This window comes from Pseudomonas frederiksbergensis (assembly GCF_001874645.1).
GTDB classification, from domain to species: domain Bacteria; phylum Pseudomonadota; class Gammaproteobacteria; order Pseudomonadales; family Pseudomonadaceae; genus Aquipseudomonas; species Aquipseudomonas frederiksbergensis_B.
This window is the reverse complement of sequence record NZ_CP017886.1, coordinates 1176015-1189737: the sequence shown is the minus strand read 5'-3', so window position 1 is coordinate 1189737 and position 13723 is coordinate 1176015. Positions and strand designations below refer to the sequence as shown.

Sequence of the window (13723 nt, the reverse complement as noted above, 5' to 3'; positions counted from 1 at the left end):
ACAATGGCTATCGAGATCAAAGCCCCCACTTTCCCGGAATCGGTTGCCGATGGCACCGTTGCCACCTGGCACAAAAAACCGGGCGACGCGGTCAAGCGCGACGACCTGATCGTCGACATCGAAACCGATAAAGTCGTACTGGAAGTGTTGGCTACCGCTGATGGCGTGCTGGGCGCTATCGTCAAGAACGAAGGCGACACCGTTCTGTCCGACGAAGTCCTGGGCTCCATCGAAGCGGGCGGTGCTGCTGCCGCTCCAGCCGCTGCTCCAGCTGCCGCTGCTCAAGCTGCTGCGCCTGCCGCTGTTGGCGAAGATGATCCTGTTGCTGCACCGGCTGCTCGCAAGCTGGCTGAAGAAAACGGCATCAACATCGCTTCCGTTGCCGGTACTGGCAAAGGCGGTCGTGTGACCAAGGAAGACGTGGTTGCAGCGGTTGCTGCCAAGAAAGCCGCACCGGCAGCCGCGCCTGCCAAGGCCGCTGCCCCGGCTGCCGCTGCTCCTGTGTTCGCTGCCGGCGACCGCACCGAGAAGCGCGTACCGATGACCCGCGTACGTGCCACCGTGGCCAAGCGCCTGGTTGAAGCCCAGTCGAACATGGCGATGCTGACGACCTTCAACGAAGTCGACATGACTGAAGTCATGGCCCTGCGTTCGAAGTACAAGGACCTGTTCGAGAAGTCCCACAATGGCGTGCGCCTGGGCTTCATGTCGTTCTTCGTGAAAGCGGCCACCGAAGCGCTGAAACGCTTCCCGGCTGTCAACGCTTCCATCGACGGCGGCGACATCGTCTACCACGGCTACGCTGACGTCGGCGTTGCCGTGTCCAGCGACCGTGGCCTGGTGGTGCCGGTTCTGCGTAACGCCGAACTGATGAGCCTGGCTGAAATCGAAGGCGGCATCGCTACCTTCGGCAAGAAGGCTCGCGACGGCAAGCTGACCATCGACGAGATGACCGGCGGTACGTTCACTATCACCAACGGTGGTACATTCGGCTCGATGATGTCGACCCCGATCGTCAACCCGCCGCAAGCGGCAATCCTGGGCATGCACAACATTCTGCAGCGTCCAATGGCGATCAACGGTCAAGTTGTTATCCGTCCGATGATGTATCTGGCTCTGTCCTACGATCACCGTTTGATCGACGGCAAAGAAGCTGTGACCTTCCTGGTTACCATCAAGAACCTGCTGGAAGACCCGGCTCGTTTGCTGCTGGATATCTGATTTCGTTGCACGGGCCGTTCAGCGATGAGCGGCCCTTCTGTAATGACCAGCTTCGTCCCACGACGGTCCTCAAAAGGGGCCGTCCGGTTTGATTCGAGAAGGAATGACACATGACTCAGAAATTCGACGTGGTAGTGATTGGCGCGGGCCCTGGCGGCTACGTGGCTGCCATTAAAGCAGCGCAATTGGGCCTCTCGACTGCCTGCATCGAGAAATACACCGACAAAGAGGGCAAACTGGCTCTCGGCGGTACTTGCCTGAACGTTGGTTGCATTCCATCCAAGGCGCTGCTGGACAGCTCCTGGAAATTCCACGAAGCACAAGACGGCTTCGCGATCCACGGTATCAATCACGCTGGCGTGACCATGGACGTGCCAGCAATGGTCGGCCGCAAGGCCAACATCGTCAAAGGCCTGACCTCTGGCGTTGCTACCCTGTTCAAAGCCAACGGCGTGACCTCCCTGCAAGGCCACGGCAAACTGCTGGCCGGCAAGAAAGTCGAACTGACCAAGCCTGACGGCACCGTCGAAATCATCGAAGCCGAGAACGTGATCCTGGCTCCAGGTTCGCGTCCGATCGACATTCCACCTGCTCCGGTTGACCAGAACGTGATCGTCGATTCGACCGGCGCTCTGGAATTCCAGTCCGTACCTAAGCGTCTGGGCGTCATCGGCGCTGGCGTGATCGGTCTGGAGTTGGGTTCGGTCTGGTCCCGTCTGGGCGCAGAAGTTACCGTTCTCGAAGCGCTGGACACCTTCCTGATGGCGGCTGACGCTGCTGTTTCCAAGGAAGCGCTGAAAACCCTGACCAAACAGGGTCTGGACATCAAGCTGGGCGCTCGCGTTACCGGTTCCAAAGTGAACGGCGACGAAGTCGTTGTGAACTACACCGATGCCAACGGCGAACAGAACATCACTTTCGACAAGCTGATCGTAGCCGTTGGTCGCCGTCCAGTGACCACTGATCTGCTGTCCGCCGATTGCGGCGTGACCCTCGACGAGCGCGGTTTCGTGCACGTTGACGATCACTGCGCCACCACCGTACCGGGCGTTTACGCCATCGGCGACGTGGTTCGCGGCATGATGCTGGCGCACAAGGCCTCGGAAGAGGGCATCATGGTTGTCGAGCGCATCAAGGGCCACAAAGCCCAGATGAACTATGACCTGATCCCTTCGGTTATTTATACTCACCCGGAAATTGCATGGGTCGGTAAAACCGAGCAGGCCTTGAAAGCTGAAGGCGTTGAAGTTAACGTCGGCACTTTCCCGTTCGCAGCCTCTGGCCGTGCCATGGCAGCCAACGATACCGGTGGTTTCGTCAAAGTTATCGCCGATGCCAAGACTGACCGCGTATTGGGCGTTCACGTGATTGGTCCGAGCGCAGCAGAACTGGTACAGCAGGGCGCAATCGGCATGGAATTCGGCACGAGCGCCGAAGACCTGGGCATGATGGTTTTCTCCCATCCGACCCTGTCCGAAGCCTTGCACGAAGCAGCTCTGGCAGTGAATGGCGGCGCCATTCACATCGCCAACCGCAAGAAGCGTTAAGACAATAAGAAACCACGGCGGAATGGCCCGTCGTGAGCCTTGCGTGCAAGACTCACCGCGGAATATCCGCTGGACGCAGCCTTGCGTAGTCTCACCGGTTATCCGGAACACCTACGCAAGCAGCAGTCACAGGTGGTGCGGCACTTGAATGAGTGCAGCACCGAATGCGCAGTACCTAACGAAGACGGTAATAAGCATGAATCTTCACGAGTATCAGGGTAAGCAGCTGTTCGCTGAATACGGCCTGCCAGTATCCCAGGGTTTCGCCGTAGACACCCCGGAAGCAGCAGCAGAAGCGTGCGACAAAATCGGCGGGACCGAATGGGTTGTCAAAGCCCAGGTTCACGCTGGTGGTCGCGGTAAAGCGGGCGGCGTCAAGCTGGTTCGCAGCAAAGAAGACGCTAAAGCATTCGCTCAACAGTGGTTGGGCAAGCGTCTGGTGACTTACCAGACTGATGCCAATGGTCAGCCAGTCACCAAGATCCTGGTTGAATCGTGCACTGATATTGCTAAAGAGCTGTACCTGGGCGCTGTCGTTGACCGTTCGAGCCGTCGCATCGTGTTCATGGCTTCCACCGAAGGTGGCGTGGACATCGAGAAAATCGCTCACGACACCCCTGAGAAAATCCTCAAGGCCACGATCGATCCACTGGTTGGCGCTCAGCCATTCCAGGGTCGCGAGCTGGCCTTCCAGCTGGGTCTGGAAGGCAAGCAAGTTGCTCAGTTCGCCAAGATCTTCGTAGGTCTGGCCAAGCTGTTCAAGGATCACGACCTGGCTCTGCTGGAAGTGAACCCACTGGTGATCAAGGCTGACGGCGATCTGCACTGCCTGGACGCCAAGATCAACATCGACGCCAACGCCATGTACCGTCAGCCTAAGCTGAAGACTTTCCACGATCCGTCGCAAGACGATCCGCGCGAAGCGCACGCTGCCAAGTTCGAACTGAACTACGTAGCACTGGAAGGCAACATCGGTTGCATGGTCAACGGTGCTGGCCTGGCCATGGGTACCATGGACATCGTCAACCTGCATGGCGGCAAACCAGCCAACTTCCTCGACGTGGGCGGCGGTGCTACCAAAGAACGCGTGACCGAAGCGTTCAAGATCATCCTGTCCGACACTAACGTCGCGGCAGTATTGGTCAACATCTTCGGCGGCATCGTTCGCTGCGACATGATTGCCGAAGGCATCATCGGCGCGGTGAAAGAAGTCGGCGTGAAAATCCCGGTTGTTGTTCGCCTTGAAGGCAACAACGCTGAGCTGGGCGCTAAAGTACTGGCAGAAAGCGGTTTGAACATCATCGCTGCTACCAGCCTGACCGACGCTGCTCAACAAGTTGTTAAAGCTGCGGAGGGCAAATAATGAGCGTCCTGATCAATAAAGACACCAAAGTTATCTGCCAGGGTATTACCGGTTCGCAAGGTAGTTTCCACACCCAGCAAGCTATCGAGTACGGCACCAAGATGGTTGGCGGCGTAACGCCAGGCAAAGGCGGCACCGAGCACCTGGGTCTGCCAGTGTTCAACACCGTGAAAGACGCTGTAGCTGCCACTGGCGCCACCGCCAGCGTGATCTACGTTCCAGCTCCTTTCTGCAAGGACTCGATCCTTGAAGCAGCGTTCGGCGGCATCAAGCTGATCGTTTGCATCACTGAAGGCATACCTACCCTGGACATGCTGGATGCCAAGGTCAAGTGCGACGAACTGGGCGTGATCCTGATCGGCCCTAACTGCCCAGGCGTGATCACTCCAGGCGAATGCAAGATCGGCATCATGCCAGGTCACATTCACTTGCCAGGCAAGGTCGGTATCGTTTCGCGTTCCGGCACCCTGACCTACGAAGCTGTGAAGCAGACTACTGACGCCGGTTTCGGTCAGTCGACTTGCGTCGGCATCGGTGGTGACCCGATCCCGGGTTCGAACTTCATCGACATCCTGAAACTGTTCCAGGAAGACCCGAAGACCGAAGCGATCGTCATGATCGGTGAGATCGGCGGTTCGGCTGAAGAAGAAGCGGCTGCCTACATCAAGGCACACGTGACCAAGCCGGTTGTTTCCTACATCGCTGGTGTGACTGCCCCTGCGGGCAAGCGCATGGGCCATGCTGGCGCAATCATCTCTGGCGGCAAAGGCACTGCAGACGAGAAATTCGCTGCTCTGCAAGACGCAGGCGTTAAAACCGTGCGTTCGCTGGCAGACATCGGCAAGGCCCTGGCCGAGCTGACTGGCTGGGCTGTCAAGTAAGCCTCGCGCTTAACTGACGCTCCACCAAACAAAGGCCACCTTCGGGTGGCCTTTGTCGTTTCTGCGGGTTTTGTTGCGTACAGCCCGGAAAGATCGCAGCCTGCGGCAGCTCCTACAAGCGCTCGACATGCCTTGTAGGAGCTGCCGCAGGCTGCGATCTTTTGATCGTTTAATATGTAAACACGACATGGGTATGTCGTGTATCGGATAGTTCGCCCTGTAATAGTGCGTTTGTCAGACAAATTCGTTACGCTAGCCGCCATTTTGCGTTTGCTGCCCACAAGGACGCTGCGCGCTAAACGGGTCAGTCCTATACGGACCGACAGCATTTCCCTCACCCATAAGGGAAATCCCTCTCTAAATTCCGATTCAGTAGTGTGGTATTTCCTTAATGAAAGTGTTGAAAGGCCAGGACATCCTGGCACTCGGCTTTATGACGTTTGCCCTGTTCGTCGGGGCTGGCAACATCATCTTCCCGCCTATCGTCGGTTTGCAGTCTGGACCTAACGTCTGGATGGCGGCGCTGGGCTTTCTGATCACCGCAGTCGGTCTGCCGGTGATCACTGTCGTCGCGCTGGCCAAGGTCGGTGGCGCCATGGACGCGTTGAGCAGCCCGATCGGTAAAATCGCCGGTGGCGTGCTGGCCGCTGCGTGCTACCTCGCTGTGGGCCCGCTGTTCGCCACCCCGCGTACCGCGACCGTGTCTTTCGAAGTGGGCCTGGCGCCGCTGACCGGAGAAAGTCCGCTGGGGCTGTTTCTCTACAGCTCGGTGTACTTCCTGTTGGTGTTCTTCATCTCGTTGTATCCCGGCCGTCTGCTGGACACCGTTGGCCGTTTCCTCGCGCCATTGAAGATCATTGCGCTGGCCGTGCTCGGCATTGCCGCGTTCGCCTTGCCGGCGGGCGACATCGGCACTGCAACGCCAGAGTACGTTGCGGCACCGTTCTCCCAAGGGTTCATCAATGGTTACCTGACCATGGATACCCTTGGCGCGCTGGTGTTCGGTATCGTCATCGTCAACGCTATTCGTTCTCGCGGTGTCGAGTCTCCAGCGTTGATCACTCGTTACGCGATCATCGCCGGGCTGATTGCTGGTGTCGGTCTGGCGCTGGTGTACGTGAGTCTGTTCCGCCTGGGATCGGGCAGCCATGAAGTGGCCGTCGGCGCTACCAACGGCGCAGCGGTATTGCATGCTTATGTGCAACACACCTTCGGCTCCCTGGGCAGCGGTTTCCTCGCGGTGCTGATCTCGCTGGCCTGTCTGGTGACGGCGGTCGGTCTGACCTGCGCTTGCGCCGAGTATTTCAGTCGTGTGCTACCTCTGTCCTACAAGACGCTGGTGATCATCCTGGCGGCGTTCTCGCTGCTGGTGTCCAACCTGGGTTTGACCAAGCTGATCGCGTTCTCGATCCCGGTACTGACTGCGATTTACCCACCTTGCATCGTTCTGGTGGCGCTCAGCTTCTGCAAGGATTTCTGGCTTGAGCAAGGTCGCATCGTTGGCCCGGTAATGCTGGTGTCGTTCCTGTTCGGCATGATCGACGCGCTCAAGGGCGCGGGTCTGGCAGACTGGATGCCGACTCAATTGGCGCACTTGCCGCTGTCCGAGCAAGGTCTGGCGTGGTTGGTGCCATGCGTCTTTACTCTGCTAGTTGCATTCGCCTGCGACCGTTTGCTGGGCAAGCGCAGCGAAGCCTTGGCTTAACGCTTCGAGGCCCGCCACAAGCGGGCCTTGAGCCACAATGGAAATGCCCCGTATCAATCGATACGGGGCATTTTTTATTGGGGCAGTGTCTTTTTCCTTGAGCTAACGTCGAAGCTCCTACGCCAACGTCTTACAGGGAATTGCATGTCGTTCATCCATACCAATCTGATCCACATTCTTGCCGCGCTCTGGTTTGTTATCTGCTGGGGCGGTTACACCCGTTACGCTATCTGGAAGGGTCGTGATACCGCGTGCCTGGCCAGTGTGCTGCACCTTTACCGCGAAGACTGGATGCGTCGGATGCTGCTGCGTGACAATCGCATCGCTGACGCCAGTGTGGTGGGCAACCTGGAGCGTAACGCCTCGTTCTTTGCCTCGAGTACCTTGATCATCCTCGCCGGTATTCTCACGGTGCTGGGTTCCTCTGAGCGGGCGCTGTCGTTGCTGGCGGACATTCCGATGGTTCAGCAGGCTTCCCAAGGCATGTCGGAGATCAAGCTGCTGTGCCTGGCGCTGGTGTTCGTCTATGCCTTCTTCACCTTCAGTTGGTGCATGCGCCAATACAACTTCGCGGCGATCCTGATCGGCTCGGCGCCGATGATCGGCGAGCGCCACGTTTCCGAGCAGGAGCGAAAGGCCTTTGCTTCGCGCGCCGCGCGGGTGATCTCGATGGCGGCCAACCAATTCAACTTCGGCCTGCGTTCTTATTACTTTGGCATGACCATGCTCGCCTGGTTCGTCAGCCCGTGGCTGTTCATGTTGATGAGCACGGGGGTGGTGCTGGTGTTGTATCGCCGGGAGTTTCATTCCGACGTGCTCGACGTTATGGTCTATACCCCTACAGAGGCACCATTGCCTGAGGCGATTAAAGAGGTGAGCTGATGAGTATCCCGTTCTGGTGCGTGTTTATCAGTGCAGTGCTGATCTTCGTCGCCCGCATGCCAGTGGCCAAGGCCATGAAAGAGCAGGGCGGTTACAACAATCACCTGCCGCGCGCGCAGCAAGCACAGCTCACTGGCTTTGGCGCTCGCGCACTGGCCGCGCATCAGAACAGTTTCGAGGCCTTCATGTTGTTTGCGGTAGGGGTGTTGATGGCGCACACCACGCAAACGGCGGGGTGGCTGATCGACGGGTTGGCAATCATCTTTGTGATTGCCCGGGTGATCTACTTGCTGTGCTACTGGGCAGACCTGGCCTGGCAACGAAGTCTGGTGTGGTTTGTCGGCTTAGTCTGTTCGTTGTTGCTGATGATTAGTCCGACCCTGCGCACGGTGCTGCTCTAACGCGTTATCGACGAACACAATAAAACCCGCACTTGGCGGGCTTTATTTTTGTAGCGCTAAAACCGATTAGTTGGTTTTAGGGGCGGCTGCTTCAGTGGCTGCTTTGGTCGTATCAGCCTGAGCTTTGTCAGCATCGGCGGCTTCTTTCGCCGCGTCGTTCACTTTATCCTGAGATTCGCTCATTTTTTGCTGGGCTTGCGCAGCTGGTTGGTTAACATCTTGAGCTTTGTCCTCGGGTTTTTTACCGCAGGCAGCGATGCCGAGGGACGCGGTCAACATCAAGGCAATAGCTAAAGTCTTACGCATGGGGTGTTTCTCCTGGTGGAAGTATCTACTTGCCCTTTCGAGCGCAGCACCAGGGATTAAGTTCCATGTTTCCTACGGATATATAAGATTTATCTTGGGTGGAACTTTTTCTTAGTCCCTCTACTGCTATGCAACGACACTAAAAAGAGCCTTTATCGAATGACCGACAACCCCATTTTCGAGCGTGCGACGCGGTTTTTATCGGCGCTGCGACATTGCCAGGTGCTCGGGTTACGCGTGCACAGTGCCAGTCACGACGGGCTGACAATCACGTTGCCGTACAGCCCGCAGATCGTGGGTAATCCGCAAACCGGGGTGATTCATGGCGGTGCCATTACCTCGTTGATGGACACTGCGTGTGGCATGGCAACGCTCTGCGTTTTGCCGGAGTTTGAGGTGTGTCCGACCCTCGATTTGCGTATCGACTACATGCATCCGGCCGAACCGCATAAAGAGGTGCATGGCTTCGCCCAGTGCTACCGGGTGACGACCGACGTGATCTTCACCCGTGGGTTTGCCTACCAGGACGATCCAGAGCAGCCGATCGCCCATGTGGTCGGAACCTTCATGCGCATGGGCAAGGGGGTCAAAGGCACCAAAGTTTTTGGTGGCGTCATCCGTGGTGGTTCGAAATGACTGATAACTTCAAAGAACAATTGCAGCAGGCCCACGAGCGTGGGGATTACGCCTCGCTGCTGCACCTGATTCCCTACGCCAAGCTGATCGGTGTCGAGTGCTCGCGTCTGGGCGATGAGCTGCTTTTTCGTCTGCCGGCGAACAAAGACAATATTGGTAACCCTTTGCTGCCGGCGATTCATGGCGGGGTGATTGCCGGGTTCATGGAGCTGGCGGCGGCCCTGCATTTGCTGATCTTCACCGGCTCCCCGGGTGTGCCGAAGATTATTGACTTCTCTCTCGACTACCTGCGCGCCGGGCAGTTTCGTGACACCTACGCCAAATGCCAGGTGTGCCGTCAGGGGCGGCGGGTCGCCAACGTTGCGATAACCGCGTGGCAGAGCACTCAAACCGAGCCGATTGCCACGGCGCGTGCGCATTTCAAGATTGAAGAGGCCCCCAGCCCTTGAAATTCCCGTCATAGCCCCCAACTTTGATGACATCCCGCCGTCACCCCTTCTGGGTGCGGCCACTGCCATCCAATCGGAGTTTGATGACCATGAGCGTGGAAACTCAAAAGGAAACCCTGGGCTTCCAGACCGAGGTGAAGCAACTGCTGCACCTGATGATCCATTCGCTGTATTCCAACAAGGAAATTTTCCTTCGCGAACTGATCTCCAACGCCTCTGACGCTGTCGACAAATTACGTTTCGAAGCGCTGTCCAAGCCTGAATTGCTGGAAGGTGGCGCCGAGCTGAAAATTCGTGTGAGCTTCGACAAGGACGCGAAAACCGTCACTCTCGAAGACAACGGTATCGGCATGAGCCGTGACGATGTCGTGACCCACCTGGGCACCATCGCCAAATCCGGCACTGCCGACTTCATGAAACACCTGTCCGGCGATCAGAAGAAAGATTCGCACCTGATCGGTCAGTTCGGCGTGGGTTTCTACTCTGCATTCATCGTTGCCGATAAAGTTGACGTATTCAGTCGCCGTGCCGGCCTCGCTGCCAGCGAAGGCGTGCACTGGTCGTCCAAGGGCGAAGGCGAATTCGACGTCGCCACTGTCGAGAAAGCCGACCGCGGTACGCGCATCGTCCTGCACCTGAAATCCGCTGAAGACGAGTTCGCCGATGGCTGGCGTCTGCGCAACATCATCAAGAAGTACTCCGACCACATCGCTCTGCCGATCGAACTGCCGAAAGAAGTGGCAGCCGCTGAAGGCGAAGAGCAGCCGGCCGTTGAATGGGAAACCGTCAACCGCGCCAGCGCGCTGTGGACTCGTCCGCGTACCGAAGTAAAAGACGAGGAATACCAGGAGTTCTACAAGCACATCGCTCACGATTTCGAGAACCCGCTGAGCTGGAGCCACAACAAGGTTGAAGGCAAGCTGGAGTACAACTCGCTGCTTTACGTGCCGGCCCGTGCTCCGTTCGACCTGTATCAGCGTGAAGCGCCACGCGGCCTGAAGCTGTACGTGCAGCGTGTGTTCGTCATGGACCAGGCTGAGTCGTTCCTGCCGCTGTACCTGCGCTTCATCAAAGGCGTGGTCGATTCCAACGACCTGTCGCTGAACGTGTCGCGGGAAATCCTGCAGAAAGACCCGATCATCGATTCGATGAAGTCGGCGCTGACCAAGCGCGTTCTGGACATGCTGGAAAAACTGGCGAAGAACGAGCCTGAGCAATACAAAGGCTTCTGGAAAAACTTCGGTCAGGTCATGAAAGAAGGCCCGGCTGAAGACTTCGCCAACAAAGAGAAAATCGCTGGCCTGCTGCGTTTCGCCTCCACCCAGGGTGAAGAAGGCGAGCAAGTGGTCGCACTGGCCGAATACCTGGCTCGCGCCAAGGAAGGTCAGGACAAGATCTACTACCTGACCGGCGAAACGTATGCGCAGGTCAAGAACAGCCCGCACCTGGAAGTCTTCCGCAAGAAAGGCATCGAAGTGCTGCTGCTGACCGACCGTATCGACGAGTGGCTGATGAGCTACCTCAGTGACTTCGACGGCAAGAGCTTTGTCGACGTGGCACGCGGTGACCTGGACCTGGGCAACCTGGACTCGGAAGAGGACAAGAAAGCCGCAGAAGAAGTTGCCAAGAGCAAAGAAGGTCTGGTTGAGCGGATCAAGACGGCTCTGGGTGAAACGGTCAGCGAAGTACGGGTTTCCCACCGTCTGACCGACTCCCCGGCGATTCTGGCTATCGGTGAGCAGGACCTGGGCCTGCAAATGCGTCAGATCCTTGAAGCCAGCGGTCAGAAGGTTCCGGATTCCAAGCCGATCTTCGAATTCAACCCGGCTCACCCGCTGATCGAAAAACTCGACGGTGAGCAGAGCGAAGAGCGTTTTGGCGACCTGTCGCACATCCTCTTCGATCAGGCAGCCCTGGCTGCCGGTGACAGCTTGAAAGACCCGGCTGCCTATGTGCGCCGTCTGAACAAGCTGTTGGTTGAACTATCGGTTTAACAGCGTTCCAGAAAAACCCGCTTCGGCGGGTTTTTTCATTCTTGAGTCTTAGGAGTCTGCAATGAGCCAAGTCACTGTGCGTTCCGTGGTCTATCAGGTTGATGGTCAGTCTTACGAAGGTCGTCTGGCGTTCGACGCCGGCCACACCGGCCCGCGTCCGGGCTTGCTGATGGCGCCGAACTGGATGGGTGTCAGCGCCGGGGCCGAGAAGATTGCCCAAGAGGTGGCCGCCAAAGGTTATGTGGTGTTGATTGCTGACCTGTATGGGCAGGCGATTCGTCCGCAGAATGGCGACGAGGCGGGCGCGGCGATGATGCCGCTGAAGAATGACCGTGCGTTGCTGCGCAAGCGCATGCAGGCGGCATTCGCTGCCTTGCAGAGCCAGGGTGAGGCCGCGGTCGACACCTCGAAGCTGGCGACGTTCGGTTTCTGCTTCGGCGGTTGCTGTGCTCTGGAGCTGGCCCGTACCGGCGCGCCGCTCAAGGCTGCCGTGTCGTTCCACGGTACGCTGGATACACCGAACCCAGCCGATGCGAAAAACATCAAAGGCTCGGTGCTGGTGTTGCACGGTGCATCTGATCCATTGGTTGCGAAAGAGCAGCTGCCGGCTTTCGAGGATGAGATGAACGCTGCAGGTGTGGATTGGCAATTGCTGAGCTACGGCGGCGCGGTCCATTCTTTTACCGATCCGCACGCCAATGTGCCGGGCATGATGATGTATGACGCCAAGACCGCCAAGCGGGCCTTTGTGTCGATGCATTACTTGCTGGAAGAAGTATTCAACGGCTGATATCGCCCAGGGTCAAGAGATCGCAGCCTGCGGCAGCTCCTACACGGTGTGTGTAACTGGAGCTGCCGCAGGCTGCGATCTTTTAGCTTTTTGCCAGAGGCAACTCAATCCGCTCACTCTCACCCGGCACAGTCGGCCAATCCCCGGCAGCCCAGCGCTGGCGGGCCTGTTCGATCACTGCTGGATCGCTGGCGACGAAGTTCCAGTTGATCCGTCGCGGTCCGTCCATGGGCGCGCCGCCGAACAGCATGGCGTGGCAATCGCTTTCGGCGAACAGGTCCATTTCTTCCCCCGCAGGCAGCAGCACCAGCGAGTGCGGTTCAATCGGCTCGCCATTGAGTTGGGCATCACCGTCCAGCACGTAGAGCGCGCGTTCCTCATGCTCGGTGGGAATCAGCAAGGTCGTTGCCGTTTTCAGCTCAAGTTCTGCGTACAACGTAGGAGAAAGCACCGGCACCGGCGACTCCAGGCAAAACCCTTTCCCGGCAATCATCCTGATCTTCACCCCAAGGTTATCGCTGACCGGCAGGCTGGCGGCCGGGTGATGGCTGTAGTGGCCCGGGCCTTGTTCGTGCTCTTTTGGCGAGGCCAGCCAGATTTGCAGGCCGTGCATCTTGAAGTCGGTGCCCCATAGCGCTTCAGGAGTGCGCTCGACGTGAGCAATTGCACTGCCAGCTGTCATCCAGCTGACGTCACCCGGTTTCACGGTCTGGTCAGAGCCCAGGCTGTCCTTGTGTTGGAGTTCGCCTTCGAACAGGTAGGTGAGGGTGGACAGGCCAATGTGCGGGTGCTGGCGGATGTTCATGCCCTTGCCTACCGGATAGCGGGTTTCAAGCATGTGATCGAAAAACACGAAAGGCCCGACGCTGCGGCATTGGGCCGATGGCAGCGGGCGCAGGATCGGTTGGCCTTGGACATCTTCGGTGCGTGAGCGGATCACGAGCGGACTGTTCATGGTGCATTCCAGGCTGTACGAGTGATGCCGCTGAGCATAACCCGCACAGCCTGTGCTTGCCGCTATTGGCTGAAGGCGCCTTCAGACAGGTGAGTCTCGATGGTTACTTCGCTGGTGGTCATCAGCTTGTGTATCGGGCAACGGTCGGCCACACGGTGCAGCTCTTCACGCTGGGCGTCGGTGAGTACGCCTTTGAGGGTCAGTTTGACCTGCAGGGCGTATTTGCCTTTCTGCTCCTGGCTGTTGTCGTGTTTGACCTCGACGGTGACGCCAGTCAGCGGGATTTCTTTCTTTTGTGCATAGAGCTTGAGGGTCAGAGCCTTGCAGGCCCCCAGCGCGGCATCGAAGTAATCGTGGGGCTCTGGCGCGGAACCTTCGCCGCCGAACGCTTTGGGCACGTCGGCGAAGAGTTGATGGTCGTCGATCTGGATGCTGTGACGAAAACCTTCGCTGGATTCGGTATTGACGGTAATGGTCATGACAAACCTCATGGGCAGTAGGAAAGAGAGCGCTTCAGGAAAAGACCTTGCAGTTATAGAGCATCCAGCGATTCAGGTGTTCCATTGGTCTATCGATCACCCAATAAAAAACGC

Annotated in this window: 14 protein-coding genes; 11 read left to right on the top strand and 3 right to left on the bottom strand. The window is 57.9% G+C overall.

Annotated features, from left to right (window positions below):
- Nucleotides 1-3 precede the first annotated feature (3 nt).
- From odhB to BLL42_RS05955, 7 genes are all read left to right on the top strand, one after another.
- Nucleotides 4-1221 carry a 2-oxoglutarate dehydrogenase complex dihydrolipoyllysine-residue succinyltransferase gene (odhB, locus tag BLL42_RS05985; protein ID WP_071551220.1) on the top strand — a complete coding sequence of 406 codons (1218 nt, stop codon included), beginning with the start codon at nucleotides 4-6 and terminating at the stop codon, nucleotides 1219-1221.
- 110 nt (nucleotides 1222-1331) lie between these two features.
- Nucleotides 1332-2768, top strand: a complete 1437-nt coding sequence (gene lpdA, locus BLL42_RS05980) for a dihydrolipoyl dehydrogenase (RefSeq protein ID WP_071551219.1) — start codon at nucleotides 1332-1334, stop codon at nucleotides 2766-2768.
- Nucleotides 2769-2964: 196 nt separating this feature from the next.
- Nucleotides 2965-4131: an ADP-forming succinate--CoA ligase subunit beta gene (sucC, locus tag BLL42_RS05975; RefSeq protein WP_008148602.1), complete on the top strand. Its 1167-nt coding sequence runs from the start codon at nucleotides 2965-2967 to the stop codon at nucleotides 4129-4131.
- The gene (sucD, locus tag BLL42_RS05970) at nucleotides 4131-5012 is read left to right on the top strand and encodes a succinate--CoA ligase subunit alpha (protein WP_019692317.1); all 882 of its coding nucleotides are present in this window, start codon (nucleotides 4131-4133) and stop codon (nucleotides 5010-5012) included. The genes sucC and sucD overlap by 1 nt, the downstream gene beginning before the upstream one ends.
- A gap of 391 nt (nucleotides 5013-5403) precedes the next feature.
- Complete coding sequence (gene brnQ, locus BLL42_RS05965) at nucleotides 5404-6717, top strand: branched-chain amino acid transport system II carrier protein (protein ID WP_071551218.1); 1314 nt, start codon at nucleotides 5404-5406, stop codon at nucleotides 6715-6717.
- Nucleotides 6718-6861: 144 nt separating this feature from the next.
- Nucleotides 6862-7599 carry a DUF599 domain-containing protein gene (locus BLL42_RS05960; protein WP_071551217.1) on the top strand — a complete coding sequence of 246 codons (738 nt, stop codon included), beginning with the start codon at nucleotides 6862-6864 and terminating at the stop codon, nucleotides 7597-7599.
- Nucleotides 7599-8000 (top strand): MAPEG family protein, encoded by a 402-nt coding sequence (locus BLL42_RS05955; protein ID WP_071551216.1) that lies wholly within the window; start codon nucleotides 7599-7601, stop codon nucleotides 7998-8000. Before BLL42_RS05960 ends, BLL42_RS05955 begins: the two co-directional genes overlap by 1 nt.
- A 66-nt stretch (nucleotides 8001-8066) precedes the next feature.
- Here the strand turns inward: BLL42_RS05955 and BLL42_RS05950 are convergent, their stop codons facing one another.
- Nucleotides 8067-8306, bottom strand: a complete 240-nt coding sequence (locus BLL42_RS05950; protein ID WP_071551215.1) for a hypothetical protein — start codon at nucleotides 8304-8306, stop codon at nucleotides 8067-8069.
- Nucleotides 8307-8465: 159 nt separating this feature from the next.
- Between BLL42_RS05950 and BLL42_RS05945 the strand changes: the two genes are divergently transcribed.
- The 4 genes from BLL42_RS05945 (at nucleotide 8466) to BLL42_RS05930 (ending at nucleotide 12175) form a co-directional block, all read left to right on the top strand.
- The gene (locus BLL42_RS05945) at nucleotides 8466-8942 is read left to right on the top strand and encodes a PaaI family thioesterase (RefSeq protein ID WP_071551214.1); all 477 of its coding nucleotides are present in this window, start codon (nucleotides 8466-8468) and stop codon (nucleotides 8940-8942) included.
- The gene (locus tag BLL42_RS05940; RefSeq protein WP_071551213.1) at nucleotides 8939-9391 is read left to right on the top strand and encodes a PaaI family thioesterase; all 453 of its coding nucleotides are present in this window, start codon (nucleotides 8939-8941) and stop codon (nucleotides 9389-9391) included. Before BLL42_RS05945 ends, BLL42_RS05940 begins: the two co-directional genes overlap by 4 nt.
- 89 nt (nucleotides 9392-9480) lie before the next feature.
- Complete coding sequence (gene htpG / locus BLL42_RS05935; protein WP_071555707.1) at nucleotides 9481-11385, top strand: molecular chaperone HtpG; 1905 nt, start codon at nucleotides 9481-9483, stop codon at nucleotides 11383-11385.
- Between the two features lie 61 nt (nucleotides 11386-11446).
- Nucleotides 11447-12175, top strand: coding sequence for a dienelactone hydrolase family protein (locus BLL42_RS05930; RefSeq protein WP_071551212.1), 729 nt, complete (start codon nucleotides 11447-11449; stop codon nucleotides 12173-12175).
- Nucleotides 12176-12257: 82 nt separating this feature from the next.
- Here the strand turns inward: BLL42_RS05930 and BLL42_RS05925 are convergent, their stop codons facing one another.
- Nucleotides 12258-13130, bottom strand: a complete 873-nt coding sequence (locus tag BLL42_RS05925) for a pirin family protein (RefSeq protein WP_071551211.1) — start codon at nucleotides 13128-13130, stop codon at nucleotides 12258-12260.
- Nucleotides 13131-13192: 62 nt separating this feature from the next.
- Nucleotides 13193-13609: an OsmC family protein gene (locus BLL42_RS05920; RefSeq protein WP_071551210.1), complete on the bottom strand. Its 417-nt coding sequence runs from the start codon at nucleotides 13607-13609 to the stop codon at nucleotides 13193-13195.
- Nucleotides 13610-13723 lie beyond the last annotated feature (114 nt).